Origin of the sequence: Streptomyces sp. 35G-GA-8 (assembly GCF_023534745.1) — a bacterium.
Classification (GTDB): Bacteria; Actinomycetota; Actinomycetes; order Streptomycetales; family Streptomycetaceae; genus Streptomyces.
In genome coordinates, this window is record NZ_JAMHJQ010000009.1 from 256438 (window position 1) to 282634 (window position 26197).

Annotated in this window: 18 protein-coding genes and 1 tRNA gene; 11 read left to right on the top strand and 8 right to left on the bottom strand. The window is 70.6% G+C overall.

Going from position 1 to position 26197, the window contains the following annotated elements; genetic code table 11:
* Nucleotides 1-50 precede the first annotated feature (50 nt).
* Nucleotides 51-1688: a PP2C family protein-serine/threonine phosphatase gene (locus tag M1203_RS22245; protein ID WP_374403650.1), complete on the bottom strand. Its 1638-nt coding sequence runs from the start codon at nucleotides 1686-1688 to the stop codon at nucleotides 51-53.
* Between the two features lie 627 nt (nucleotides 1689-2315).
* On the opposite strand from M1203_RS22245, the gene M1203_RS22250 reads away from it, so the two are divergent.
* Both M1203_RS22250 and M1203_RS39045 read left to right on the top strand, forming a co-directional pair.
* On the top strand, nucleotides 2316-2999 hold the full coding sequence (locus M1203_RS22250; RefSeq protein WP_249951530.1) for a bifunctional DNA primase/polymerase: 684 nt from the start codon (nucleotides 2316-2318) through the stop codon (nucleotides 2997-2999).
* 617 nt (nucleotides 3000-3616) lie between these two features.
* Nucleotides 3617-4087, top strand: coding sequence for a hypothetical protein (locus M1203_RS39045; RefSeq protein WP_308404893.1), 471 nt, complete (start codon nucleotides 3617-3619; stop codon nucleotides 4085-4087).
* 203 nt (nucleotides 4088-4290) lie between these two features.
* Here M1203_RS39045 and M1203_RS22260 read toward each other — a convergent pair whose 3' ends face one another.
* From M1203_RS22260 to M1203_RS22270, 3 genes are all read right to left on the bottom strand, one after another.
* A complete protein-coding gene (locus tag M1203_RS22260) occupies nucleotides 4291-5256 on the bottom strand; it encodes a DUF5926 family protein (RefSeq protein WP_249951532.1) in 966 nt (321 codons plus the stop codon).
* Nucleotides 5257-5588: 332 nt separating this feature from the next.
* Nucleotides 5589-6302, bottom strand: a complete 714-nt coding sequence (locus M1203_RS22265) for an ATP-binding protein (RefSeq protein ID WP_374403653.1) — start codon at nucleotides 6300-6302, stop codon at nucleotides 5589-5591.
* Nucleotides 6303-6398: 96 nt separating this feature from the next.
* A complete protein-coding gene (locus tag M1203_RS22270) occupies nucleotides 6399-7304 on the bottom strand; it encodes a glycerophosphodiester phosphodiesterase (RefSeq protein WP_249951534.1) in 906 nt (301 codons plus the stop codon).
* A gap of 216 nt (nucleotides 7305-7520) precedes the next feature.
* Here M1203_RS22270 and M1203_RS22275 point away from each other — a divergent pair, with 216 nt between their 5' ends.
* Nucleotides 7521-9086: a S1C family serine protease gene (locus M1203_RS22275; RefSeq protein ID WP_249951535.1), complete on the top strand. Its 1566-nt coding sequence runs from the start codon at nucleotides 7521-7523 to the stop codon at nucleotides 9084-9086.
* A gap of 188 nt (nucleotides 9087-9274) precedes the next feature.
* On the opposite strand, the gene M1203_RS22280 is transcribed toward M1203_RS22275, so the two are convergent.
* Complete coding sequence (locus M1203_RS22280) at nucleotides 9275-9787, bottom strand: hypothetical protein (RefSeq protein WP_249951536.1); 513 nt, start codon at nucleotides 9785-9787, stop codon at nucleotides 9275-9277.
* A 220-nt stretch (nucleotides 9788-10007) separates the two neighbouring features.
* Here M1203_RS22280 and M1203_RS22285 point away from each other — a divergent pair, with 220 nt between their 5' ends.
* Complete coding sequence (locus M1203_RS22285; protein WP_249951537.1) at nucleotides 10008-10475, top strand: hypothetical protein; 468 nt, start codon at nucleotides 10008-10010, stop codon at nucleotides 10473-10475.
* Nucleotides 10476-10582: 107 nt separating this feature from the next.
* Here the strand turns inward: M1203_RS22285 and M1203_RS22290 are convergent, their stop codons facing one another.
* Nucleotides 10583-11059, bottom strand: coding sequence for a hypothetical protein (locus M1203_RS22290; protein ID WP_249951538.1), 477 nt, complete (start codon nucleotides 11057-11059; stop codon nucleotides 10583-10585).
* Nucleotides 11060-11221: 162 nt separating this feature from the next.
* Between M1203_RS22290 and M1203_RS22295 the strand changes: the two genes are divergently transcribed.
* The 4 genes from M1203_RS22295 (at nucleotide 11222) to M1203_RS22310 (ending at nucleotide 16375) form a co-directional block, all read left to right on the top strand.
* Nucleotides 11222-11947, top strand: coding sequence for a DUF4241 domain-containing protein (locus M1203_RS22295; protein ID WP_249951539.1), 726 nt, complete (start codon nucleotides 11222-11224; stop codon nucleotides 11945-11947).
* A gap of 221 nt (nucleotides 11948-12168) precedes the next feature.
* Nucleotides 12169-12255 (top strand) — tRNA-Ser (locus tag M1203_RS22300).
* Between the two features lie 2221 nt (nucleotides 12256-14476).
* The gene (locus M1203_RS22305; RefSeq protein ID WP_249951540.1) at nucleotides 14477-15565 is read left to right on the top strand and encodes an ADP-ribosyltransferase; all 1089 of its coding nucleotides are present in this window, start codon (nucleotides 14477-14479) and stop codon (nucleotides 15563-15565) included.
* A gap of 144 nt (nucleotides 15566-15709) precedes the next feature.
* Nucleotides 15710-16375 carry a histone deacetylase gene (locus tag M1203_RS22310; RefSeq protein WP_249951541.1) on the top strand — a complete coding sequence of 222 codons (666 nt, stop codon included), beginning with the start codon at nucleotides 15710-15712 and terminating at the stop codon, nucleotides 16373-16375.
* Nucleotides 16376-16432: 57 nt separating this feature from the next.
* Here M1203_RS22310 and M1203_RS22315 read toward each other — a convergent pair whose 3' ends face one another.
* Complete coding sequence (locus tag M1203_RS22315) at nucleotides 16433-17557, bottom strand: bifunctional DNA primase/polymerase (protein WP_249951542.1); 1125 nt, start codon at nucleotides 17555-17557, stop codon at nucleotides 16433-16435.
* 326 nt (nucleotides 17558-17883) lie between these two features.
* On the opposite strand from M1203_RS22315, the gene M1203_RS22320 reads away from it, so the two are divergent.
* The 3 genes from M1203_RS22320 to M1203_RS22330 all read left to right on the top strand — a co-directional run bounded on the left by M1203_RS22320 (nucleotide 17884) and on the right by M1203_RS22330 (nucleotide 20991).
* Nucleotides 17884-18198: a hypothetical protein gene (locus M1203_RS22320; RefSeq protein ID WP_249951543.1), complete on the top strand. Its 315-nt coding sequence runs from the start codon at nucleotides 17884-17886 to the stop codon at nucleotides 18196-18198.
* A 274-nt stretch (nucleotides 18199-18472) separates the two neighbouring features.
* On the top strand, nucleotides 18473-19090 hold the full coding sequence (locus M1203_RS22325) for a SigE family RNA polymerase sigma factor (RefSeq protein WP_249951544.1): 618 nt from the start codon (nucleotides 18473-18475) through the stop codon (nucleotides 19088-19090).
* 254 nt (nucleotides 19091-19344) lie between these two features.
* Entirely contained in the window at nucleotides 19345-20991 is a 1647-nt protein-coding gene (locus M1203_RS22330; protein ID WP_249951545.1) for a long-chain fatty acid--CoA ligase, read from the top strand.
* Between the two features lie 144 nt (nucleotides 20992-21135).
* Here the strand turns inward: M1203_RS22330 and M1203_RS22335 are convergent, their stop codons facing one another.
* Nucleotides 21136-25899 carry a PAS domain-containing protein gene (locus M1203_RS22335; RefSeq protein ID WP_249951546.1) on the bottom strand — a complete coding sequence of 1588 codons (4764 nt, stop codon included), beginning with the start codon at nucleotides 25897-25899 and terminating at the stop codon, nucleotides 21136-21138.
* Nucleotides 25900-26197: the final 298 nt, after the last annotated feature.

The following is a 26197-nucleotide window of genomic DNA, read 5'->3' on the forward strand; positions in this document are numbered from 1 at the left end:
TATGTGCGAGGGGAGGAAGGCCTCGGCTCTCTGTGAGGAATCCGTCATGATCACTCAAAGCGGGCGGCGAGCAGTACGAAGTCCTCGTCCGGCTCCGGGGGATGGTGGGGCTGCGCGAGACCGGCCGTTCCCGGTCCGGTGGGCTCCGCGGGGCGCGCGGGCAGCAGGGCCCGCAATACGTGGTCGGCGACCGCTCCCGGATCGTCCCTGGCGGCCGTGGGGACACTCGCGGCGGCCGTGTGCAGCCGGGCGAAGGCCCGGTCCATGGGCTCGCCCGTACGGCGCAGCAGCCCGTCCGTATAGAGCAGCACCGTTTCTCCGGGGGCGGTCACCAGCTCCACGCTCGGCGCCTGCCAGCAGGAGAGCATCCCGAGCGGCGCGGAGAGCGACGTCTCGACGAACTCGGTGCGCCGTTCTCCGACGACCAGCAGGGGCGCGTGCCCGGCTCCGGCGAGTAGGAGCGTGCGCCGGGCGGGTTCGGCGTACGCGAAGAGCGCCGTGGCCGTAAGCGCGGGCTCGGTCAGGCGTAGCAGCAGCTCCAGATCGGACAGGACGGCGATGGGGTCCTCGCCCTCCATCACGGCGTACGCCCGCAGGGCGGCGCGCAGCCGTCCCATCGCGGCCAGCGCGCCGGGCCCGGAGCCGCTGACCGAGCCGACGGCGAGGCTGAGGGCGCCCTCGGGGAGCGGCAGCGCGTCGTACCAGTCGCCCCCGCCGGCCGCCGTGGTGCGATGGCGCACGGCGATGCGCACGCCGGGCATCCGGGGCAGTCGGCCGGGCAGCAGTTCGCGGGTGAGACTGGTCACGTGGGCGCGGGCGCGTTCCAGCTCCAGCAGGCGGGCGAGGTGTTCGCCGGCGTAACGGACGTAGAGACCGATCAGATGGCGCTGCCGTTCCGTCGGCTCGGCGGGTTTGTCGTACAACCAGACGGCGGCGCCGAGCTTCGCGGGCCGAACCGGCCGAGAGGGCGCGCCCGGAGGCGCCGACGCCGACGCCGTGGTCGTTGCCGTGGCCGTACGGGGATCGCATCCGGTCCCACCGGCCAGCAGCGGTACGGCGTAACTGGCGCCCACGCCGAGCCGGGCCGCCACCTCGCGCTGGCGCGGGTCCGTCGCCATAGCTGCGTCCGTACGCGCATCCGTGGCTGCACCCGTACGAGCATCCGTGTCGGCGAGCAGATCGGGGACAGCCACAGGTCCGGCAGGTCCGGCCGGTTCGACCGGGTCGGTGGATTCGGCCGGTCTGTCGGGGCAGTTGGGGCCGTTGGGGTCGTCGGGGTCATTGGGGCTGCTGGGGCAGTCGGGGTCGTGGAGGAATCTGCCGTACGAGGTGGCGCGGCGCGGCACGGTCTCCAGCAGGCCGAGATCGGCGTGGCTGAGTCCGAGCCCGAGGGTGGTGACGGGACCGAGACCGTCGGCCGGTTCGAACAGGACCAGACCCCGCCGCGCGCCGACCAGGGCGGCGCCGGCGCGCAGCAGTTCATGGAGCGCGCCGTCCAGGGAACGGGTCCTGGCCAGGCCTTCGGTGAGCTCATGGAGGTTCGTGAGATCGGAGACCCAGCCCGCCAGCCGGTCCTGGATCACTGCGCCCGGCGCGGCCGGAAGGGCGTCGAGGGGCGGAACAGTCTGTGTGGGGGCAGGGACCCCAGAGTCGATTCCAGCCACTTTCGGCATGTGTGGAGCGCTCATGGCAGCCGACTTCCGGGACGGTGCATTTCACTCAATAGCATTGCAAACCCCCATGTCATTCTGCGCAGCTATCAATAGATCCACATCTACACGTACAGCTGATGTGATGTCCAGCATTGTCCTGGAGGAGTGACGGGTGTCTGTGAGACGCTGAACTTGGCCAAAAAATGACCCTGGTGATGTGGTTTTGCGGTCGACTGAGGGCGCTCAACTGGGAGTCCTTCAGTGCTGAGTTCGAGTACGACTCATGTGGAGCGTCATTCCGAACGTGATGGGTACGTAAACGGTGACGGACAGGGGCAGTTGGGACCGCCTCGGAACCTGCCGACGGGCTTGGGCGTCTTAACCGCCGTAGCCCGCACCCATCCCCCGGAGTGGCGGGAAGAGAACAGCGGTACGGCAGCGGGACAGTAAGCGCCATGCGCACGCCACCCCTCGCCACGCGTTTAATGAAGACAGTCCGAGTTCGGTTCAGGGACGGTGCGACGCACCACGGACCGGGACGGTCTGTTCGTGCCTCGGGCAAGGGGCGGCCACGCGTCGAAATGTACGCACGGTGAAGTGATGCACACACATGGTGTCAGTGTCATGTGGACCTCGGCGTTCAACGGAAAGGAACGAGCGCTCATGCGCGAGATCCTCGGAAGGCGACGCAGGCTCCGGTTCCGGCGCAAGGGGAGGGCTGCCCAACTCGACGCGGCGCTCACCTGCGCCACCGCGTGGAGATGGCCCGTACTGCCGGGTGCCGGACTCAAGTCGGCCGGCGGACGCGGGACGCGCGGCCACGGCTGCGCCTGCCCCGACCTCGAATGCGTCGTGCCCGGCGCGCACCCCTTCGATCCGGGGCTGCTCGCCGCGACCACCGACGAGCGAATGGTGCGCTGGTGGTGGGGCAACCGCCCCACGGCCCCGATCGTGCTCGCGACCGGCGGCAGCGCCCCGTGCGCGGTGAGCCTGCCCGCCGTCGCCGGCGCGCGTGCGCTGGTGGAGCTGGACCGGATGGGCATGCGGCTGGGGCCGGTTGTCGCGACCCCGACCCGCTGGTCACTGCTGGTGGCCCCGTACAGCCTCGAACAACTCGGTGAGCTCCTCTACAGCAAGGACTGGGTGCCCAGTTCGCTGCGGTTCCACGGCGAGGGCGGCTATCTGGTGCTGCCGCCGTCCGAGGCGGCCGGCGGACAGGTGCGCTGGGAGCGGGCGCCTCTGGAGGGTTCGGCGGCGCCGTGGCTGCCGGATGTGGAGGCGGTCGTGGACGCGCTCGTCGAGGCGAGCACGAGCGCGCCGGACGGCGGCAGCAGGCTCGCGTACTGACGGCCGCGCGTGTACCGCGGGGTGTGTTTGCCGCCCGGTGTGGTTGACGGCTCTGCGCCCCGGTCCGGTCCGGTCTGATCCAGACCGGTCGGGGCGGGGTGGGGCGGGGCGGACCGTACTTCGGCGATCCAGGCGATCAAGGTAATCCAGACGGTCCAGGCGATCCAGGGGGCCGGGGCGCGTTCACGCTCTGTCACTCGTACGGGTGCGAGTAAGGCCGAGTTGCGGGGGAATTGGGCGCGCGCGGTCCTTGGGCACCTCATTCCGTCGATATCTTCGGCCCACCGTCAGCAATTCCCCGGCAGTGACAGGTGGGCCCCACCATGAATCTCCGCATGATCGGGCTCGCGGCCGTAGTGGTGCTCACCGCATTGCTTCCGCTCGCCGCCTCCGCCGGCCCCGTGGACGGTCCATGGTCCGACGAGGGAGCGACGGGTGGCACGGACGCGATGGGGGGCAGGGAAGGCGGCGCGGCAAGCGGAGCCATGAGCGGCGAGGCGAGCGGAACGACCGGGCTCCTTGCGGATGCGAAGGCCGGGCTTTCGGCTGTGTCCGGAATTAAAGGGTCCGCTACGCCCGGGAGCGCCGGGAGCGCTGTGACCCCCGGTGCGCGTGGTATGCGTGATGCGCGCGGTACGGACGCTGTGGCACGTACGACCGAACGATGCGGGCCCGAGGTCGCCTCTCCCGAGGGAATCGAGGCGCAGACCTGTGTCCTGACCTCGCCACGCGCCCGAGATGACGGGCCCGACACCTGGGCGCGTACCTACTACCGCAATGAGACGGGCGGCGAACTGCTCGCCGTACTGAGCCTGATGGGTCCCTACGGACGGACCGTAGGGACCCACTGCCCGATCGACGCCGGCGACGAACCGGCGGTTTGTGAGACACCGCGCGAGCCGTCCCGGGGCGAGCACTCCGCCTACCTGGCGGTGGCGGAGTTCTCCGCGCCCGCGAACAGTGGGAACGGCGGCGACGACGGGGAGAACGAGGGGCAGATCGACGAGGGGACCGAGGGCAGCGGTGCGGAGATCGAGCCGCTGCTGCTGAGATCGGGGAGCAACTCGCCGGCCCCGGCGGCCCATTGAGGGGCCGGAGCGTCCGAGAACGCGGACGCCCGGTCGCTGGCGACGGGGGATGCACCAGCGACCGGGCTTCTAGAACCGTAACAAGAGATCGGCGGTTAGCAAATTCGATCCGGTGTATTCGGACAATGAATTACCTGCCGGTAGAGGAAGTTGTGACAGGTGTCACCGGCTTCAGTGGAACGCGTCACAGTCCGTCGGGACTGTCAGCTCAGCGTCACCTGGCGGTTGGTGAGCCCGCCGCGCGCCCGGCGTTCGTCCCCGGTCAGCGGCGCGTCGACGGCGAGCGCGGCGGTGAGCCGCTCGGCGAACTCCGCCGCGGGCTTCTCGCACTCCTCCGCGCCCATCGCGCTCGGCAGGTCCCACACCGGCACCGTGAGCCCATGTGCCCGGAAGGAGCCGACGAGCCGGGTGCCCTCACCAAGGCTTGATGTGCCCGCGGCGTGCAGCCGGGCGAGCGCGTCGAGCAGCTTCTCCTCGGCGTACGGCATGACCCAGCGGAGGTGGTTCTTCTCCGGTGTCTCGCACCAGTACGCGGCGTCCGTACCCGAGAGCAGCGCGGTGGGGATGGCGGCGGCGTTGGCGCGCTCCAGGGAGGCGGTCACCTCCGCCGACGCGTTCTGCGCGTCCGGGACCCAGAACTCGAATCCGGAGTGGACGACGGGTGTGAAGGCGGCGTCGGGGTCCAGCAGGTCCTGGAGGCGCGGACCGTCGGCGGGCACCCGCTGAGCGGCCACCGGGTTGCCGGGCTCCGCGGTCAGCGCACGCTGGAGCGTGTCGGCGAGGTCGCGGCTCAGATCACCGGACGAGGTGTCGTTCTGGAGCGCGAGCAGCACGGAGCCGTCGTCGCGGCGCAGCGCGGGCCAGGCCATCGGCAGGACCGTGGCGAGCGTTACGGAGGGAACTCCCTCGGGCAGTCCGTCCTTCAGGGTCAGCTCGGCGGTCGCGGCGGGCACCAGCTCGCGCAGCGCGACCCAGTCGCACTCACCGGCGAGTCCCTCGAAGGGGCGCTGGACCAGCTCGGTGACGGCGTGCGCGGCGGCCCGGCCATGACAGGCCTTGTAGCGACGGCCCGAACCGCACGGGCAGGGCTCACGGGCCCCCACCACCGGAATGGGTCCGTCCTTGAGCTGAGCCTTCGCGGCCTTCGTCTGGGGGCGCTTCTTGGCCATGGTGTGGCTTTCTCCCGGTAGCGGCGATGCGGTGTCGGCGCGAGCCTAGCCGTACGGGGATTGCCGGGGGCGCGATGCGGCCGCGCGAACGGGCGAGGCGGGCATTCTGCGGGTCCTCGGGGGGCCGTGAGTCCCGGGGGTCGGTGAGTCCTGGCCGTCTGTCGGCGCGACGTCAGGCCCGGGAGTCTGTCAGGCCCGGGAGTCTGTCAGTCCCGGGCGTCTGTCAGTCCCGGCGCGATGTCGGTCCCCGGGCCTCTGTCAGTAGCCCCCGGCGTCTGTCAGTAGCCCCCGGCCGCTGTCGGTCCCGGTCCTCCGTCGGTCCCGGTCCTCCGTCAGTCCCGGTCCTCCAAGACGTCCGCGAGACCCAGCCCGTCCAGCCCCTCAAGGCCGTCCATGCCATTGAGACCTTCCAGCGCGTCCAGGCCGTCCAGTCTGTCCAGGCCGTCCAACTCGTCCAGGCCGTCGCGCCTCTCCAGCGGTCGGCGAGGGGGAGTGACGCGCGTAGCGAAATCGTCGTGACGGGGCCCATCCGAAACGATGACCCACACCGTGACTTCACCGGAGGCGCTGTCCCGTACCCCCCACTCCTGGGCGAGGGCCGAGATGATGTTCAGCCCGCGCCCGCCGCGTGCCGTGACCGAGGGGGTGGCGGGGATGGGCCGCGTAGGACCACCGCCGTCCGTCACCTCCACGGTCAGCCGGCCCGCCTTGTCGACACGCCAGGCGGCACGTATGTCGCCGTCACCGATCTCCGTGCGCCCCAGCGGTCTGCCATGCCGGCAGGCATTGCTGAGAAGTTCCGAAAGGATCAGTACGGCGTCGTCCACCACCGAGTCCGACATCCCGCTGCGCCGCAACTGCTCGCGCATCCGATGTCGCGCTTCACCCACGCCCGCAGGGCCATGGGGTACGGCCATGCACGACGACGTGGGCACTTCCTGTGCCACCACAAACGCCACCCCCGAGACCTCCTTTGCCCCACGCCACCGTGTGGATGCCCCAATGGCCTGGACCGGAAACCGGCCAGGGGAAGGCCATTGACGCACTGATGACGTTCGAACACGGAGCGAACGCGCCGGTGCACTCCTCGTCACTGGCTGTGAGCCGGAGTCGGGAGATGTCAGACACGGAGTCGGGAGATGTCAGGCAAGACGGCCCAGCTGGGACAGAACCTGTTTGGGACGGTTGGTGATGATCGCCTCTACTCCGAGGCGGACACAGAGATCGACATCTTCCGGCTCATTCACCGTCCAGACATGGACACGGTGGCCCGCCCTGTGCAGTCGGGCGATATAGCCGGGGTGGTTACGGACGATCCGCATCCCCGGACCCGCGATCCTGGCCCCGGCGGGGAGCCGTCCGTCGCGCAGCCGGGGTGACACGAACTGCATCAGATAGACGGTCGGCAGCTGGGGCGCGGCGGAGGCGATCCGGTGCAGTGAGCGCGCCGAGAAACTCATGATCCGTACGGCCGATTCGTCCGGAACGGCTCCGCCCGGCGCGGACCGGCCGCGGAAGGGCTCGCCCAGTGACCCGCCGCCCAGGATGCGCCCGCCCCGTGTGGGGGCGCCCGGAGTCCGGCCGCCGTGCGTGGGGTCGTCCAGTCCGAACCGCTTCAGCAGCTGCAGCAGCCGCTCCTCCACCTGCCCGGCCCACCGGGTGGGGTGCTTGGTCTCGATGGCCAGCTGGATGGGGCGGCCTGCGTCCGCGATCAGTTCGAGGAGGCGCTCCAGCGTCAGTACGGAGGTGAACTCCGGGTCCCGCCAGTCCGGGCTCTCCTCGCTGTCCTTCCAGGAACCGAAGTCCAGGGTCGCGAGATCGGCGAGTTCCAGGGCGGAGACGGCGCCGCGGCCGTTGGAGGTGCGGTTCACCCGGCGGTCGTGGACGCAGACGAGATGACCGTCGGCGGTGAGTCGTACGTCGCACTCAAGTGCGTCCGCGCCGTCCTCGATTGCCTTTGTGTACGCCGCCAGGGTGTGCTCGGGGGCGTCCTCCGAGGCTCCGCGGTGGGCGACGACCTGGATGCTGTGCTGGCGTGCTTGAGTCACCGCGTCATGGTGTCATCGTGAGGGGGTAGACGAGTGAACGGCTGGTGTCTCACGGCAGGTCGGTCCAGGTGCGAGCGTTTTGTCCGGAGTAAAGGATGGCGGACAGATGCACAGGTCCTGCTTACAGTGGCCTGACGTGCTGTGGGAAAAGCTGACCGCGGACACTTGCACAGCGGACTCTTGCCGAAGACGACGTGGAACCGAGGAGAAAGAGCTGTGAGCACTGAGAACGAGGGCAACGCGGTCCCAGCCGACCCGTCCGTACCTCCCGTGCCGGATGCCGCTCCCGAGGGCACGCCCGCGTCCGCTCCGCGAGGGGCCGCGCATGAGCCGAGGGCGCACGAGCCGGCGGCGCATGAGCCGGCGAGGCATGAGCCGACGGCCCCGACGGGCGACCAGCCCGGCCATTACCGCGAGCCCGCCCCCCACCAGTACCCCTCGTCGCAGTCGCAGTCGCAGTCGCCGACCCCGTCTCCGACTCCGACTCCGACTCCGGCCCAGGCTCCGACCCAGCACGGTCCGGCGCCGGAGTACGCCGACGCGCCGCCGCGTGCGGCCGACGCGGGCTGGCCCCCGCCGCCGCCCGAGTTTCCCTCGTACGGCGGAGCGGGCAGCGGCGGCCCGGCCTGGGGCGCGCCGGTGCCGGGACACGAGCCGCGGCCTCCGCGCAAGCGCCAGAGCGCGCTGATCACCGGCGTGCTCGCGGCCGCGCTGATCGCGGGCGGGGTGGGCGGCGGAATCGGTTACTGGGCGGCCGAGCGCAACGACGACGGCTCGACCGGTTCGACGACGGTCTCCGCGGCGGACGCCCCGAAGGAGGTCAAGCGTGACGCCGGTACGGTCGCCTCGGTGGCCGCCAAGTCGCTGCCGAGCGTGGTCACCATCGAGGCGCAGGGGAACGGCGAGGGCGGGACGGGCACCGGCTTCGTCTACGACAAGGAGGGCCACATCCTCACCAACAACCACGTGGTGGCCTCCGCGGCGAACGGAGGTGACCTCACGGCGACCTTCTCCAACGGCAAGAAGTACGACGCCGAGGTCGTCGGCCGCGCCCAGGGCTACGACGTGGCGGTGGTGAAGCTGAAGGAGGCGCCCTCCGGTCTGACTCCGCTCCCGCTCGCCAACTCGGAGCAGGTCGCGGTCGGGGACTCGACGATCGCGATCGGCGCCCCGTTCGGCCTGTCCAACACGGTCACCACCGGCATCATCAGCGCCAAGAACCGCCCCGTCGCCTCCGGTGACGGCTCCGGGGCGAGCAATTCGTACATGAGCGCCCTCCAGACCGACGCCTCCATCAACCCGGGCAACTCCGGTGGTCCGCTGCTGGATTCGCGGGGCGCGGTCATCGGTATCAACTCGGCCATCCAGTCGGCGGGCAGCGGCGGCCTGGGGCAGTCCCAGGCGGGCTCCATCGGGCTGGGCTTCGCGATCCCGATCAACCAGGCGAAGAACGTCGCCGATCAGCTCATCAAGACGGGCAAGCCGGTGTACCCGGTGATCGGCGCCACGGTCTCGATGGCCGAGGGCGGCGAAGGCGCCGCGATCTCGGGCAACGAGGGCGGCAGCCCGGCCGTCGTCGCGAACGGCCCGGCCGCCAAGGCCGGTCTGAAGGCCGGGGACATCATCACCAAGTTCAACGGCACCCCGATCGACAGCGGTCCCACCCTCATCGGCCAGATCTGGACCCACCGTCCCGGCGACAAGGTCACCCTGACCTACAAGCGCGACGGCAAGGAGTCCACGACCGAGGTCATCCTGGGCGAGCGCGAGGGCGAGAGCTGACGGGCGGGCTCGCACGCGCACGCGTACTCGTACCGCACCCGTACCCGTACTCGTAACGGAGCGGAGGTCGGCGGCAGGGCGTAGGACACGCTCAGCCGCCGACCGACGTGTCGGCGGGGGCCCGTTCCTCCGTCGGGGCCGGGCAGCCCGCCTGCCGCCGAGGCCGAAGAGTCAGGGGCTCGCCAACCTCACAGCTTGCCGGTGATGACTCCACGCCAGGTCCACCCCGCGCCCAGAACGGTGTCTTGCAGGGGGTCCTTCAGATCAGAGCTGTCGAAGCTGAACGTCTCGGGAGCTTCGGGGCCACTGTCCTCGCCCCCACCGAGCGTCCAGCGCTTCGAGACCGTCTGCACCTGACCGCGTTGGGCCTCGGCCGCGATGGCCAGTCTGGGGGTGTCGCCGACCCACGTGACCTCGTACTGCTGGTCGAGAGAGCGGACTTCGTTCTTCTCCGGCACCAGGCGCATACGGACCTGGAACACTCGACTCACCTGTGTGCGGACGAAGAAGGCCTGCCAGGCCGGATCCAGGATGCGCCACTCGGCCACCAGGTCGGCACCCTCTTCGCGGCCGTCCCGGATGATGTACGGGACGTCAGGGCGGTTGAGCCCGAGCACAGCCGCGTGGACCTCGGCGGCGGATCGCGGGGCGACACCGTCGGCGGGACGCTTGGTTCCGGTCAGCTTGTCGAAGAGTCCCATGAAGTAAACCTATGAGGAGTCGATGCGCAGGTTCAAGGCGTGCTGCTTCTGCGCGATGAGCCAGATGTCCTGTCACAGGTCCCAGGACCTGGGGCGTGCCGGCGACTCCCATTCCGAGCGGAGCAAGGACAGGACCGCGATGTCGTAACGGCAGCACCCTTGATGCGGAGGGAACCATTCGAGGGGAACCATTCGATACGGCGCGCGCATCTGGCCCGGCATGGGGTTCGGAATGTTCTTCTTCGGGCTGGCCTTCATGGTCGGGTGGGCGGCGGCCGGTGCCGCGCTGGTGTACGGCCTGGTTGTGCTGGTACGTATCTGGCCGCGGGACTGGGTGCGACGCGAGGGACACCCGGCGGTACGGCTGCTGGTGCCGGCACCCGCGTATCTGCGCCTCGATGTGGTGCTCGCCACATCGGCCCTGCTGGTCGATCTGTGGCTCGTGTCGGCGGCCATCGTGTTCGGGTCGGACGGCATCTTCACAGAGGACTGGATGGGGTACCCCGGCATGACGGATCCCTCTGGGCAGGGCTATCAGGCCGGAGTGGTGAGCGCGCTGCGCACGATGGCGTGGTGGACCTCCGGGATCGCGGCCCTCTGCCGGTGCTGGACCACAGCCGGCGTGCAGGTGTGCGTCCTGCCGTTGGCGGCGTCGTGGATCGGATCGTTCGACACCTACTACACGTGACGCGTGGCGCCGGCGGCCCTGGCTCAGGTTCGGAGAAGCGGCGATGCCCCCCAAGCCGTCCTGCCTGCGTGACGTCTCTCTCTGGTGCCGGCCGGCCGCGTTACTGGCTAGCCGCGCATCGCGGTGCTGTAGACGTACAGGGCGATCACACCGGCGACGCAGGCGAGGATCACCCATGAACCGAAGCTGGTGTGTTTCCCCCTGCTCTTGGGCCGCGATCCCTTCCCGGACCGCTTCGACCGCCCGGGCGCTCCCCGTCCTGGCGTTCCCCGTCCTGGCGCGGCCGGCGCGGCGTCGGCAGCCGTCTCGGCGAGCAGACGACGGCAGGTCGCGGCGAGCACGCCCGTACCGGAGGCGAGGGGCACCACGGCCTCCGAACGCGCCGGCGCGGTGGTGCCACCGTCCAGGATGCGCCCCGCGCGTACGAGGACCTCGTCCCGGCCGCCCGCCGGAGCGAGGCTGATCCATCGCCGTACATGCTCGCCCCGGATGACCACACCGCCGGACCGCTCCCGGTACACGGTGTGTTCCCGCCACAACACCGCCGCCAACTCCCCGGCGATGTCTCTGAGTTGCACGCTCACGACCCCTCCCCCTTCGCCTCCCGGCGAATCGAACAAGCATCGCACTCTAGCGGCAGGCGCGGAGCGGAGGTCCACCAGTCCCCCCGGCGAACCGTCGATGTCACAGGGCTCACGTACCGTTTTGAACGGCCGCGCGGGCGGGCGGCGACGGAGGGATGAGACATGGAATGGATCGGGGACGCTCGGCTGGCGGCCGGGCCGGAGGCCACCTGGTACCTGGAGACTGCGTTCACGCCGGGGGAGCACTTGGGGACGGTGTACGACGATCCGACAACGCCCGTCGTGGTCACGGGCATTGAAGAGCTGACCACCCTTCGCATACCCAGCGGCCGCCTTGTCGTGGACGCGCCGTGGCATGACGACGAAGTATGGGCGTACAAGCGAGGACTGCCGACAGAGCCCCCGAGGGAGCTTGCGGCGCGCATTCCCCCGGGCACCTACCGGGTGGAGATCGCGTGGACGGCGGGTCCGTACGAATTCTTCGGGGAGCACGTCGACGGCATCGCGTGCGCCGCGACCCGCCTGCGCGTCAGTGACGACCCCGTGGTCGGGTGGGAGATGGGCCTGGGTGTCGACGACGATATCGACCGGCTTCAGCCGGGCGAGCAGGTCCGCTTCTACTCCGACGCCAATATTGGCTGCTTCGCCGACGCCGGTGCGTGGACGGCCTTGGCCGCGCCGTTTCGCACGTTTGTGGACGGCAGGCCGGTGGAGCGCGACTCCGAGGAACTGCCGGACTGGTGCGAGCGGGTATCCGATGAGTCGCAACAAGCCGATCTGGTTACGTTCACGGCTGAGTCGGGAGGTGTCGTCTGGCTGGGCCGCACCAAGACCGGCGACGTGGCCACCATCGTCGTAACCAGCGGTTTGCCCGGTGCCAAGGCCTGACGCGGCGCCCAGCGGGCCCCGCCGCGTCCGCTGAACCTCCCTACTCGCGTGAGGACTTGATCAAGTGAGGCGAGAAGCAAGAATCCCCTCATGGGATTGGTCACTCTGGACTCACCCGGAGGACGCGGAAGCTCGCCGTGGCCATCCTCTGGCCAGGGCAGCGCATCGAGATCGCGCAGCCGGTAGGCTGTAGCCGCTCCGTCGCTGGTGGGCGGGGCGTGGGTGGGTTGCCCGAGCGGCCTAAGGGAACGGTCTTGAAAACCGTCGTGGCAGCGATGTCACCGTGGGTTCAAATCCCACACCCACCGCAGCAGGTCAGCGTATGCGCTGGTCAGAAGGGGTGCTCCTCGGCGAGGGGCGCCCCTTCCGTGTTGCTCCTGCCTCAGGGTTTCTCGCCTGTGGACTGCTGTGGATCAGTGCCGTCGTCCAGCCATCCCCCAGAATCCGTGTTCGTCCATCTGGCGAACCTGTGCGACGCGGCTGCCGCTGTTCGATCACCCGATGTCGTTTGGGGACGGTGAGAGCCGCTGAGACGCGGCGCGGGGTGGGTTTGGGCCCCAGGTGGGTCCGTGGGCCCTTCGGAATGGGTCTTGCGTCTCCGTACTGTGCCGAGATACGGGCGACGGCTGGGCGCCTGGGCCGGACATCCTAGGCAGTTTGCTGGAGGGGTTTCCCGTGTCGGACTCACAAGGCGTGGCGGTCCAGGTCGGCATACCCGCGCCCGCGCGTCGCTGGGAGTTGCCGAGATCGCTCGTGGTGACCCGGGTTCTGCTCTATCTGATGTTCGCTCTCACGCTGCTGGGCGGTGTGGGGGTGGTGAACTCGCTGCTGGAGCTGGGTACTCGTGTCACGCCGGCGCTGTCTTTGGTGGCGTTGTATGCGGTGGTGCCGGGGATTGCTGCGGTGGTTCTGGCGCGGCTTGTGTGGACGGGTGGGAAGGTCGTCTGGTTCGGGTTGGTCGGGCTTCAGGCGTGGTTGCTGGTCGGCAGCGTGGTCAATTTGTATGGGGGTTCGGAGCGGGGGCTGAGTCAGCTTCTGTTGCCGGGTGCTTTGTTGGCGTTGGTCAGTGCGGGTGCGAGCCGGGTGTGGTTTGAGTTGCCTGCGGATCAGCGGGCTGTGAGGCCGCGGTGGACGCGTGAGCGGTTGCGTCGGGAGGCGTTTCCGTCGATTCCGCACATGATCGGATGGCGCCGGAACCGCGGCCAGTCGACGGTCGAGTACGCGGGGATGATCGGTGTCGTTGCCCTGATCATCGGTGCGCTTGTTGTTAGTGGTGTGGGGACTCAGGTCGCGACCGGTCTTCAGACGGCGGTCTGCAACATCCTTGGCGGCGACTGCGAGAGCGACACGGTCGCCGGTGGCGGTGGCGAGTCGGGTGGCGGTGCGTCGGGTGGTGGCGACAGCGGCGGTGGTGACTCCGGAGGCGGCGACAACGGAGGTGGTGACTCCGGTGGTGGTGACTCTGACGGTGGGAACAACGGGGGTGGTGACTCCGGCGGCGGTTCCGATGGGGGTGGCTCGGACGGTGGTGGGTCCGATGGGGGTGGTTCGGACGGTGGTGGTTCGGATGGTGGTGGTTCGGATGGTGGCGGTTCCGACGGAGGCGGCTCAGACGGGGGCTCCGATGGGGGTGGTTCGGACGGTGGTTCCGATGGTGGTGGATCCGACGGTGGTGGCTCGGACGGTGGGTCCGATGGTGGTGGATCCGACGGTGGTGGCTCGGACGGTGGATCCGATGGTGGTGGATCCGACGGTGGTGGTTCGAACGGCGGTTCCGATGGTGGTGGTTCGGACGGCGGTTCCGATGGTGGTGGGTCCGATGGGGGTGGTTCGGACGGCGGTTCCGATGGTGGTGGGTCCGATGGGGGTGGTTCGGACGGCGGTTCCGACGGAGGTGGATCCGACGGGGGTGGTTCGGACGGCGGTTCCGATGGTGGTGGGTCCGACGGTGGTGGTTCGGATGGTGGTGGTTCCGATGGTGGCGGTTCCGACGGTGGTGGTTCGGATGGTGGTTCGGACAGTGGTGGGTCGAGTGGTGGTGTCGAGTGCAATCCGGTCATGGCCCCTTGGGGCATCATGCAGAGCTGCAGGGAAACGGGCACCAGCGGGTCTGACGCCGGCGGGGGTACCGGGGGTTGCGGTTCGCGCGGCGGTGGTTCGGACGGCGGTTCCGATGGTGGTGGTTCGGATGGTGGTTCGGACAGTGGTGGGTCGAGTGGTGGTGTCGAGTGCAATCCGGTCATGGCCCCTTGGGGCATCATGCAGAGCTGCAGGGAAACGGGCACCAGCGGGTCTGACGCCGGCGGGGGTACCGGGGGTAGCGGTTCGAGCGGCGGTGGTTCGGACGGCGGTGGCTCCGACGGGGGCGGTTCCGATGGGGGCGGTTCGGACGGTGGGTCCGATGGCGGTGGTTCGGATGGTGGTGGGTCCGATGGTGGTGGTGACTCTGGCGGTGGTTCGGACGGTGGTGGTTCCGATGGTGGTTCGGACAGTGGTGGGTCGAGTGGTGGTGTCGAGTGCAATCCGGTCATGGCCCCTTGGGGCATCATGCAGAGCTGCAGGGAAACGGGCACCAGCGGAGGCACCGGTGGTGGCACGGGCGGGAGCAGCGGCGGCAAGAACGACGACAAGAAAGACGACAAGAACGACGACAAGGACAAGGACGATAAGAACGACTGCCTGAACGCCACCAAGGTCGCGTTCTCCGGCCCCGTGAGCACCGGCGCGGCCGGCGACGGTCGTTACACGCTTGCCTCGGCCGCGGGCCGGACGCGCGTTGTCGTTGGCGGCGTCGCGCTCGCAGCCGACTCCGGAGGCGCGTCCGCGATGAACGCGGCGCAGGCGCTGTCCGGATACTCCCTCGCTGGTGTCGATACGTTCCAAGACGTGGAGGACAGGGTCTCCCACGCTCTTGGACTCACTGATGAGCCGAGGCCGGAGCCCGAGCGCGACCCCGAGCCCGAGCCCGAACCGGGTCCGGATGGGGGAAGTTGCTCCGACCGTCCCGACCCGATGACCGCGCTGGACGATGTCCCGAAGTACCGCAATGGGGACAGGAAGAAGTGGTCGGAGGAGGTCGAGAAGAAGGCTGACGAGAATCCGCTGACAAAGGATCTCACCGCCGAGGACGCGCTCATCATCGCCGACTACACCGGCCCGTGGGCCGAGGACGCGAACAAGTACCTGCGTGGTCAGCCGATCTCCGGCCTCCGTGCGGGGCGGGTCCCGGAGTTCATCGAGAAGATGGACCGTGCTCTGGAGCACTTGCCGCCCGTCAACGGGACGTTCTACCGGGGTACGTTCATGCCGGACGAGCTGATGGAGAGGTTCGCCAACGGCGAAGAGGTCGAGATGCCCGAGTACCTCAGCACGTCCAGCGACCCGGCGAAGGCCGACCGTGCCGCCGAGAATGCGAAGGCCAACGGTCGGAAGGGCGAGAATGTGGTGATGGAAGTCACTACGGACAATGGCCGCAACATCGACCCCCTTTCCCGCTACCACGGCAGGGAATCGGAGGTCCTTATCCCGCGCGGCGGCAAGTTCGTGAAAACGGGCGAGACGACGAAGATCATCGGTGGCAAGGAGTACAAGGTCATCCAGGTGAAGCAGGTGGGTTGAGCCTGAGTATCCGCCGCCCGTACCGGGCGCTCTACGAGTCGCTCGGTACGGAGGACATCGAGGGCCGACACCCGGGCCACGCATCATCCGCGAGGATGAGCGTGCGTCGCGTTGAAATGGCCGTGACCAGCGATCGGTGGATCAGTGAGCAGCCCCCATGCCGTACAGAGTCGACAGAGCGCCATCGCGCCGCCGAGTCAGGTCTGGTACACGTCCTACGGTTCCAATACGTGCCTTGAGCGGCTTTCGTACTACATCGCCGGCGGACGGCCGCCGGGCGCCGCCAGGGGGTATCCGGGGTGCAGGGACAAGCGTCCGCCGAGGGCCTCCGTGCCGGTGGAGCTCGACGGTGTCATGTACTTCGCCACCGAATCGCTCGTCTGGGGAGGCGGCAGGGCCTTCTACGACCCCGGCGTCGGGGGAAGGGTGTTGGCGAGGGCACACCTTGTCTCGGTCGGGCAGTTCTCGGACATCGCGGCACAGGAGATGTACCGGGAGCCGGGGGACGATCTCGATCTGACGGAAGTGGTGACCGACGGGCGGGCGGTGCTCGGGGACGGGCGGTACGAGACGCTTGTGTGTCCGGGGGCGATGGACGGGATTCCGGTGGTTACCTTCACCGCTCCGTGGAGCGTGAACGAGCTGGAGTGGAACGCGCCTTCCGCGCCGTACGTCAGGATGCTCGGTTCCGGCCTGCTGGAGGCGGGCGCCTGGGAGCCGGACACTGTCGCGCGCTATCTCGCGGCGTGCCCAGGTGCGGCCGGCCAGTGGAGCGCGCGCGATGTGGCGGACCTGATCGCCATCTCCTGAGGGGTGCGGAGTGGCGCGGGGCGGGGCGTGGCCTGGTTCGTGGGGCGTGCTGTCGGGTCAGGGGCCGGCGGTGAGGCGGGCGGCCGAGGCGATCGTCGCGCGGGCCTCCTGTTCCGTCAGGCCGGTGAATACGGCGGCATCGACGAGGGATTCCGTCAGCGTCTCGCCGAAACCGTGTTCGTACGCGCGGCAGGCGGCCCAGAACAGCCGGGTGTTGCGCTGACCCGAGTGCGCCGCGCGTACGAACTGCACCAGGCCGTGGCCGCGCGCGGGCTGTTCCTGTTCCGCGCCCGAGCGGTGCCGGTGGTGCTGGGAGCGGGGAGGGGACGCGGGGGTGGTGAGCAGACGCAGCAGGGCGCGGGGGCAGGGCGCGGGCGCCAGGTCGGCCGTACCGGGGGCCGGCCGGTAGGCCCCGCGTGCCGTGACCGAGCCGGGGCCCACGAGATAGCCGCCGGCGCCGCGTACGTCGATGCCGGGGGCGAGCCGGCCCGCGGAGTTCGGTACGACCACGTTGGGCGGGCCTGTGAGCCAGATGTGGCGGCCACCGCTGGGGGTGAGGATCACCACGGTCTCCGGGAGCGTGAACAGATGCTGGAGTGCCAGTTGCTGAAGCGCGGCCACCGAGTCGGGGGGTGAGTCGAAGGCCGAGCCGAGGGTTGAGTCGAGGGCCGAGTCGAGAGCCGAGCCGAGGGCCGGGCCGAGGGGCGATTCCCAGGTCGAGGCCCCGTTCGAGACCTCGTTCGAGGCCCGGTTCGAGGCCCGGTTCGAGGTCGGCGCCGTTTCCGCGGTCCGTCCCGTCGTTCCCGTCCGTCCCGTCCGTCCCGCCGTTCCCGTCGGTTCCGTCCGTCCCGACGTCGGTCCCGTCCGTCCGGAGGTGACATCCAGGTCTATGCCGATCAGATGGTGCGGCGGCCGGCCGCAGGCGATGCCGTAGCCGGTCGCCCAGGGGGCGGCGGCGAACAAGGAGCGCACGCCGGTGGGATCAGTGGTGGCGTCATGCACACCATGGCCGGGCTGCCCGCATTCGCCGTGGCAGAGGGCCGGTTCGGGCTCGCCCCTGTGTGGCGAGCGCAGCGCGGGGAGCTTGGTGGGGGACAGCGGGAAGACGGGAAGCCCACGCTCGGCGGCGGACAGCGCGTGTGCGAGGGCCAGGGTGGCGGTGTGCCCGGCGGTGATGGCCATGAGTCTATGTTCGTACAAGTGTTCGAAGAAGGGAAGGGGGGTGGTTCGAGGCGGCCGGGCGGAAGGGGTGCGGAAACGCTTCTTCCCTTGTGGTGGAGGGGATCGCGCGTCAGGTCGCACGATCCTGGCGCGCGTGGCTCCGGGCTTTGGGGGCGCATTGGGGGTTTATCGACATGTCCTCACGCTTGCGAGGGAATCAGGCCCTCCGGGCTGGTTCGAGAGGGATTCGGTGGGCAATTCTGAGGTCGCGACGTCGTCACCACGACCGAGGCAGTCGGCCAACTGCTTCGGAAAAAGCCGTACTTCTGGTTCCTGGAGGAAATGTCATGGCAAGCTTCCGTACCGCCCGTGCCTTCGCCGCCGTCGCCGCGCTGCCCCTCGCCGCCGCGCTCTTCACTGGGGTTGCTCAGGCCGACAACGGCGCCTTCTCCGGTGATGGATCCAACGCGACCGTGGCCAATCTCACTGGCAGTGGGGTGGGCGGACACAACCTCGGCAACTCGACGACGACCCAGCAGGTGGCCACCGGCGAAGGGGCGTCCAATCAGAACAACACCGCGAACGTGATCGGCTCGGGCTTCACGTCGATCGACCAGTCCAACGAGAACGTTTCGGTGAGCTTCAACAACCTCTGGTGGTGAAGTACGGCCCGACGGGGGCGTGACTGAGGGGTGAGATTCGTTCTGCGCGGCGGTACCGGTTCTCCGGTGCCGCCGCGTAGGGCGTTCTTCGCGTGACCGATCGTTCTCGTACGGTGCCGGATCCGTCCTCCCACAGGGTGACCCTGACGGTCTCCCCGACCGCTCCTCCACCTACAGGAGGTGGAGGCAGCACCCTCACTACACCCTGAGGCGGAGAAGGCTTCGGGACCTGGGGCCGATCCCCTGAGGTGGGCCTCGCTCCTAGCGTTGAGCCATGACCACGCCTGTCTGCACGAGCGCCTCTCAAGCCGCCAAGCCGGCCGCGCACTCGTCGTATCCGAGTCACCCGCCGGCCGCCGGCCACAGCGCCCACGGTGCCCACTTCTCGCCGTACCCGCCCTTCGCGTCGTTCTCCTCGTACGTACGGGCGCGGGGGCCCGTGCTGCTGCGTACGGCGCGCTCGCTCACCTCCAATCCGTGCGACGCGGAGGACCTGTTGCAGACGGCCCTCACCAAGACGTACGTCGCCTGGGACCGCATCGAGGACCATCGGGCACTGGACGGTTACGTCCGCCGCGCACTGCTGAACACCCGGACCTCGCAGTGGCGCAAGCGCAAGGTCGACGAGTTCGCCTGCGAGGAACTGCCCGAGCCCGTCGGCCAGCCCGAGCCCGATCCGGCCGAGCAGCAGGTGCTGCACGACGCGATGTGGCGTGCGGTCATGCGGCTTCCGGACCGCCAGCGGGCCATGGTGGTCCTGCGGTACTACGAGGATCTCAGCGAGGCCCAGACCGCCGAGGTGCTCGGGGTCTCGATCGGCACGGTCAAGAGCGCGGTGTCCCGCGCGCTCGGAAAGCTCCGCGAGGACCCGGAGCTCTCGCCCGCCCGCTGACGGCCGGGCTCGCACCGGGCTCGCACACGGACTCGCACCGGGCTCGCACGCGGACTCGTACCGGACTCGCACAGGGGCTCGTACCGGACTCGCCACGCGGCTCGCGCCTGGCCTGGTGGGCTCCCGAGACCCCGCCCCGAGACTTTGACTTCCTACCGCCGTTTCTACTCCCGGGTAGTGACATACCGCACGGTACGTGCGCAGAATCTTCCCCACTCGTCGCGATGTGGCGACGGCGCCCCCGGGAGGATGCTGTGGACAGCACTATGCAAGACGTGCCGCTTCTGATCAGTCGGATCCTTGAGCACGGCCGCACCATCCATGGGCAGTCGACCGTCACGACATGGACCGGTGAGGCAGAACCCCAGCGCCGCACGTTCGCTGAGATCGGCGCCCGCGCGGCACAGCTTGCCAACGCCCTACGCGATGACCTCGGAGTAACCGAGGGAAGTGTGCTGGGAACTCTGATGTGGAACAACGCCGAGCATGTCGAGGCGTACTTCGCGATCCCCTCGATGGGCGCGGTCCTCCACACCCTCAACCCCCGGCTCCCGGCCGAGCAGTTGATCTGGATCGTCCAGCACGCGGCCGACCGCGTGATCCTCGCGAACGGCTCGCTGCTGCCGCTGCTCGCCCCGCTCCTCCCGCATCTGCCGACCGTCGAGCACGTCATCGTCTCCGGTCCCGGCGATCGCGCGCCGCTCGACGGGGCGGCCGTACGCGTGCACGACTACGACGAGTTGATCGCCGGCCGCCCCACCGCGTTCGCCTGGCCCGAGCTGGACGAGCGGTCCGCCGCGGCCATGTGCTACACCTCCGGCACCACCGGTGACCCCAAGGGCGTCGTCTACTCCCACCGCTCCATCTATCTGCACTCCATGCAGGTCAATATGTCCGAGTCGATGGGGCTGACGGACAGGGACACCACGCTGGTCGTCGTCCCGCAGTTCCATGTCAACGCCTGGGGCCTGCCGCACGCCACCTTCATGACCGGCGTCAGCATGCTGATGCCCGACCGCTTCCTCCAGCCGGGCCCGCTCGCCGAGATGATCGAGCGCGAGAAGCCCACGCACGCGGCCGCGGTCCCCACCATCTGGCAGGGGCTGCTGGCAGAGGTCACCGCCCGGCCGCGCGATCTGACCTCGATGGCCCGCGTCACCATCGGCGGCGCGGCCTGTCCGCCCTCGCTGATGGAGGCGTACGACAAGCTCGGCGTACGGCTCTGCCACGCCTGGGGCATGACGGAGACCTCGCCGCTCGGCACGATGTCCAACCCGCCCGCCGGGCTCACCGCCGAGGAGGAGTGGCCGTACCGCATCACCCAGGGCCGCTTCCCGGCCGGTGTCGAGGCCCGGCTGACCGGTCCCGGTGGCGACCTTCTGGCATGGGACGGTGAGTCGGCGGGCGAGCTGGAGGTACGGGGTCCCTGGATCGCCGGGGCGTACTACGGGGGCGCGGGCGGTGAACAGATCAGGCCCGCGGACAAGTTCAGTGAGGACGGCTGGCTCAAGACCGGCGACGTGGGGCGGATCGACGCGGACGGCTTTCTCACGCTCACCGACCGGGCCAAGGACGTCATCAAGTCCGGGGGCGAGTGGATCTCCAGCGTCGAGCTGGAGAACGCGCTGATGGCCCACCCGGAGGTGGCGGAGGCGGCGGTCGTGGCCGTACCGGACGACAAGTGGGGCGAGCGGCCGCTCGCGACGGTCGTTCTCAGGGACGGGGCGACGGCCGACTACGTCTCACTCAAGGAGTTCCTCGCCGGGAGGATCGCGAAGTGGCAGCTGCCGGAGCGGTGGACGGTGGTGTCCGCGGTGCCGAAGACGAGCGTCGGGAAGTTCGACAAGAAGGTGATCCGCAAGCAGTACGCGGACGGTGAGTTGGACGTCACTCGCGTCTAGGGCCTGTCCGGTGGATCTTCGCCGATCAGGCCGCGGGCCCGCGAAGATCGACCGGACAGGAACCAGGGCCGCTGTGTTCGGCCCTGTCCGACCGGTCGGACAGGGCCTGCCCTGGTCGCCCGGTCGCCCGGTCGCCCAGTTCGTCTAGTTCGTTCCGATCTTCGCGAGCAGGTCCACGATCCGGGACTGCACCTCGTCGCTGGTGGAGCGCTCGGCCAGGAACAGCACCGTCTCCCCGGAGGCGAGCCGCGGCAGCTCCGTACGGTCGATTCCGGCCGAGGTGTAGATCACCAGCGGCGTCCGGTTCAACTGGCCGTTCGCCCGCAGCCAGTCGATGATCCCGGCGCGGCGGCGGCGTACCTGCATCAGGTCCATGACGACCAGGTTCGGCCGCATCTGGGTGGCGAGGTTGACCGCCTCGTTGTCGGTGGCCGCCAGCGCGACCTGCATGCCGCGCCGCTCCAGCGTCTCCGTCAGGGCGAGCGCGATCTCCTCGTTCTCCTCGATCAACAGGACGCGCGGGGGGTGCTGTTCGCTGTCGCGCGGGGCCAGGGCCTTGAGGAGTACGGCCGGATCGGCGCCGTACGCCGCTTCGCGGGTCGCCTGCCCGAGACCCGCCGTCACCAGGACGGGGACCTCGGCGGCGACCGCGGCCTGGCGCAGTGACTGGAGCGCGGTACGGGTGATCGGTCCGGTCAGCGGGTCGACGAACAGCGCCGCCGGGAACGCGGCGATCTGCGCGTCGACCTCCTCGCGGGAGTGCACCACCACCGGGCGGTAGCCGCGGTCGCTCAGCGCCTGCTGGGTGGAGACGTCCGGCGCGGGCCAGACCAGCAGCCGTCGCGGGTTGTCGAGCGGCTCCGGGGGGAGTTCGTCGTCGACGGGCCGCGGCTGGGGCCGGTTGGCCACCTCGACCGCTCCTCCGGGGCCGTCCAGCGGCTCGGGGCCCTCGGCGCCCTCGTCGGGCGCGCCGATCGCGTACGAACGCCCTTCGGGGTGAGCGTGGGGCAGGCGCGAGCCGCCCGGTGACGCGCCCGCGCCGACGGCGGGGTGCGCGCCGGGGCCGGAGCCCGTGTGAGGGCCGGGACCGCTCGGGTCGGGGCGTTCGGTGCCGTCGGGCGGGGTGCCCAGCTTGCGGCGGCGGCCGGAGCCGAGGGACTGCGGCTGGCCCGGTGTCTGACCCGGTGTCTGACCCGGGGCCTGGTTCGGCGGCTGGCCGGGGGCCTGGGGCTGGTTCTGCTGGTGCGGGGGCTGCTGCGTGAAGGGGACACCCTGGCCGAGGGTCCGCACGCTGAAGGCCCGCCCCTGTGTGGAGTCCGCCGAGACCGGCGCCTCTTCGGGCAGAGGCTGCGCGGGCGGGAGCGGTTGATGAGCGCCGCGCCGTGGATTCGGTACGGCGACGGCGGGGGCGGCCGACGGAGGCTGGGACTGGGACTGGGCGGAAGGGTCCTCCGGTACCTCCCCGGACGCCGGGGAAGTACGGGCAGCCGACGGGACCGACACGCTGCCGGTGGCGTTGCCCTGGGCATCGCCCGGCGCTCCGGTCGGGGGGTTGGTCGCGGCGGGGTCGTCCGGCCAGCCCGGAGGCGCGGCCATCGTGCCGAAGCCGGAAGTCGTCGGCATCCCCTGACCGTCGGAGGCCATCCCCTGGCCGTCGGAGGCCGGGCCGGGCCGGGGCGCAGGGCCCGTGCCATGGCCGTAACCGTGATCCTGCGCGAACCGGCCGGGCGGGGTCGGGTCGGGGCTTCCCCAGGCGTTCGGGTTCGGGGCGTCCTCGGTCTCGGCGAACGCCCCCCTGCGCCCGCGCCCCGACGGCAGCGGGTGCGGCTGCGGCGGGGTGTGGTCGTCGTCAGGGTTCGTCCGCACGGCGTCATGGCGGCCGGACAGCGAGCCACCGGGCGCGAACGAGTCACCGGGCACGGGCGAGGCATTGCGCGCGGGCGAGGCGACGGGACCAGCGGCGGGGCCGGGGCCGTGGCCGGGACCGGGCGTGCGGTCGGCCTCGGCGGGCGGCAGCGCGAACGGGCTGCGCGCGCCCTCGGGCTCGGCGGGCACAGGGATGTGCCGCTCCTGCGCGGGGGCGAGCGCACGCCGGGCACGGCGTCCGGCCGGTGGCGCCGGCTGAGCGGGACGCGGCGGCATGGGCGCCGGAGCGGCCGGGGCCGCAGGTGCGGATGCCGGTCGTGGAACGGCGGGGGCCGGCCCGGCGGGTACGGGAGGAACGCCGGGCGAGGCACCCACAGCGGGTGCGGCGGTTGTCGCGACGCCGGTCGGCGCGGGCGGGGATACGGGCGCAGGAACGGGCGCAGACGCGGGAGCAGCGGGTGCCATCGGAGCGGCAGCGGCGGAAGTCAGAGGACCGGCCGGAAGCGCGGGAAGCGCCCGCTGCCCCTGTCCGGCCTGGCCACCTCGTCCGGGCCCGCCACCTCGTCCGCCCTGGTCGGCTTGGCCACCCGGGCCACCCGGGCCACCCGGGCCACCCTGGGCCCCGTGCCGGGCCCTGCGCCCGGTCCCGGCGGCGTCCGTGGGCACGCCCTGCGGCGGGACGGCCTGGCCGAGCGCCGCCCGTCCGGTCGGATGCGCTCCCTCGGCGGCCGTCACGACCGACCCCTCGGAGGCCGGGGCGGCCGGCAGCGCGACTGCGGACCCCGGATACGGCCCGCCGGCCGCGGGCCCGCCCACACCCGGTCCTCCGACACCCGGCCCGGCGCCCGCGGCTGCCGCGGCGTCGTCAGCGGGGCTCGGACGGCCGCGCCGACGGCCCGTACCGCTGCCGCCGCCGGTGCCCTGCGCGGGGATCAGGTCCTGCCGGGCTCCCGGGCCTCCTGGACCGGCACCCTCCGTCCCGGCGCCGGACCCGGACCCGTCTGTCCCGGCCCCATCGGTCCCAGCCCCGGACCCCGCTGTTCCGACTCCGGCCGCGCCGGTCACGGGCGCCGCTTCAGCCTCTGGTGGCTCGGCCGCACGCGCCCGACGGCGTCCGGTCGGTTCCCCGGTGTCCTCCGTCGCGGACGCCAGGAAGGCGTCCGTGGACGACCGCCGGGCGCGCCGCCTGCCGCCGCCACCCGAAGTGCTCGCCCCCGTGCCCGCGCCTGTGCCCGTACCCGTGCCTGTGTCCGTACCCGTGCCCGATGCCTGCGCGGGCAGGGCGGGCTGTGCGGACCCCGGCATCCCGGCGGGCGGCCTGACCGTACCCGCGCCCTCGCCGAGCGGCAGCTCCAGCACGTAGGCGCTGCCGCCCATACCCGGCATCTCGTGCGTCTGAAGCACCCCGCCGTGCGCCCGTACGATCCCGCGCACGATCGGCTCATGCACCGGATCACCCCCGGCGAACGGCCCGCGCACCTCGATCCGTACGACATCGCTGCGCTGCGCAGCCGCCACCACGATCGTCGAGTCGACGTAACCGCCGCCCGGCATCAGCCTGGCCCGGCCCGTCGAGTCGACCCCGGCCACATCGGCGATCAGATGCGCCAGCGCCGTCGCCAGCCGGCCCGGGTCCACCTCGGCCTCGATCGGCGGGGCGTGCACCGCGAACTGCGCCCGGCCAGGCCCGATCAGCTCGACCGCGCCCTCCACCCCGGCCGCCACGACCCCGTCGAGCAGGGTGTTCGTCTTGATCAGCTGTTCCGTGCCCGCGTCGAGCCGCTGATACCCGAGGACGTTGTCGACGAGCGTCGTCATCCGGGAGTACCCCGCGGCCAGATGGTGCAGGATCTGGTTGGCCTCGGGCCAGAGCTGGCCGGCCGGGTCGGCGGCGAGCGTGGCCAGTTCGCCGCGCAGCTCGACCAGCGGTCCGCGCAGCGACTCGCCGAGGACGGCGGTCAGCTGCGAGTGCCGGTCGGACGTCTCGCCGTACCGCTCCGTCAGCTCCTCGATCTCGGCCGCGTACCGGTCGCTGCGGTCCGCGAGCTCCGCCGCGTGCCGCTCGGTGGCCTCGGCCAGCTCGGCGCGCAGCCGCTCGGTGGTCTCCGCCAGCTCGGCGCGGAGGCGCTCGGTCGTGTCCGTCAGCTCGGTGGTGAGGCGCTCCGTCGTCTCCGTCAGCTCCGCCGTGTGCCGTTCCTCCGCCGTCGCCAGCTCGGCCGCGTGCTGCTTGGTGAGATCGTCGTACGGACGCCGGTCGGTGAAGGTCATCACGGCGCCGACGAGCTGGTCGCCGTCCCGTACGGGCGCGGTCGTCAGATCGACCGGCACCTGTTTGCCGTTCTTCGCCCACAGCACCTGCCCGCGCACCCGGTGCTTGCGGCCCGACCTGAGCGTGTCCGCGAGCGGGGAGTCCTCGTACGGGAAGGGCTCGCCGTCCGCGCGCGAGTGCAGGATCAGCGGGTGCAGCCGGTGGCCGCCCAGATCGCTGGCGCGGAAGCCGAGGATCTGCGCGGCGGCGGGGTTGACGAGGACGACGCGGCCCTCGGTGTCCGTACCGACGACACCCTCCGACGCGGCCCGCAGGATCATCTCGGTCTGCCGCTGCGAGCGTGCCAGCTCGGCCTCGGTGTCCATCGTGCCGGAGAGATCGCGTACGACCAGCATCAGCAGCTCGTCGCCGGTGTAGCTGTGCGAGTCGTTGTACGCGTCCCGGCCGTCCTCCAGGCTCGCGCTGGTGACCTCGGCCGGGAACTCACCGCCGTCCGTACGCCGCGCGATCATCCGCGTCGGCTTCGTACGGCCGCGCGCGTCCGCCGTCTCCGGGCGGCGCATCGAACCGGGGATCAGCTTGGAGTCGAACTCGGGCAGCAGATCGAGCAGCCCGCGACCGACCAGCGCGGTGCCGGGGGTCTCGAACATCTCCAGCGCGATGGTGTTGGCGTTGACGACCGTGCCGTTGGCGTTGACGAGCACCAAGCCGTCGGGGAGTGCGTCGAGTATCGCCGCGAGGCGAGCAGCGCCTCGGGATGGCCTGCTGCTCACGACGACGCTTCCTCCCTGAACCACTGCACCTTGCGGACCGCGGCACCCATCTTGCCCCTCGGGTTCCGGCCTGTCACGGAAGGGAGTCTAAAGGCTGGGCAAGCGGCCGCGACGGCGGATGAGCGGGAGCTCTCGCAGGGGTTGTGTGCGAATGGCTTTTGCCACTGGCCTTTCACGCGGCCTCCCGCACCTCGCGATTGCCTCATTGTGGGACGTACTGCCCGGCGACTGGGTCACGACTGGGTCATCCGTACGCCGCTCCGCGCGCGCAGGGGCTTACGTGAGCGACGTACGGTCC

Coding starts and splice junctions, on each gene's coding strand:
- M1203_RS22245 (WP_374403650.1), bottom strand. CDS start 1,688: ATGAGCGCTCCACACATGCCGAAAGTGGCTGGAATCGACTCTGGGGTC.
- M1203_RS22250 (WP_249951530.1), top strand. CDS start 2,316: ATGCGCGAGATCCTCGGAAGGCGACGCAGGCTCCGGTTCCGGCGCAAG.
- M1203_RS39045 (WP_308404893.1), top strand. CDS start 3,617: ATGCGTGATGCGCGCGGTACGGACGCTGTGGCACGTACGACCGAACGA.
- M1203_RS22260 (WP_249951532.1), bottom strand. CDS start 5,256: ATGGCCAAGAAGCGCCCCCAGACGAAGGCCGCGAAGGCTCAGCTCAAG.
- M1203_RS22280 (WP_249951536.1), bottom strand. CDS start 9,787: ATGGGACTCTTCGACAAGCTGACCGGAACCAAGCGTCCCGCCGACGGT.
- M1203_RS22285 (WP_249951537.1), top strand. CDS start 10,008: ATGGGGTTCGGAATGTTCTTCTTCGGGCTGGCCTTCATGGTCGGGTGG.
- M1203_RS22295 (WP_249951539.1), top strand. CDS start 11,222: ATGGAATGGATCGGGGACGCTCGGCTGGCGGCCGGGCCGGAGGCCACC.
- M1203_RS22305 (WP_249951540.1), top strand. CDS start 14,477: ATGGCCCCTTGGGGCATCATGCAGAGCTGCAGGGAAACGGGCACCAGC.
- M1203_RS22315 (WP_249951542.1), bottom strand. CDS start 17,557: ATGGCCATCACCGCCGGGCACACCGCCACCCTGGCCCTCGCACACGCG.
- M1203_RS22320 (WP_249951543.1), top strand. CDS start 17,884: ATGGCAAGCTTCCGTACCGCCCGTGCCTTCGCCGCCGTCGCCGCGCTG.
- M1203_RS22325 (WP_249951544.1), top strand. CDS start 18,473: ATGACCACGCCTGTCTGCACGAGCGCCTCTCAAGCCGCCAAGCCGGCC.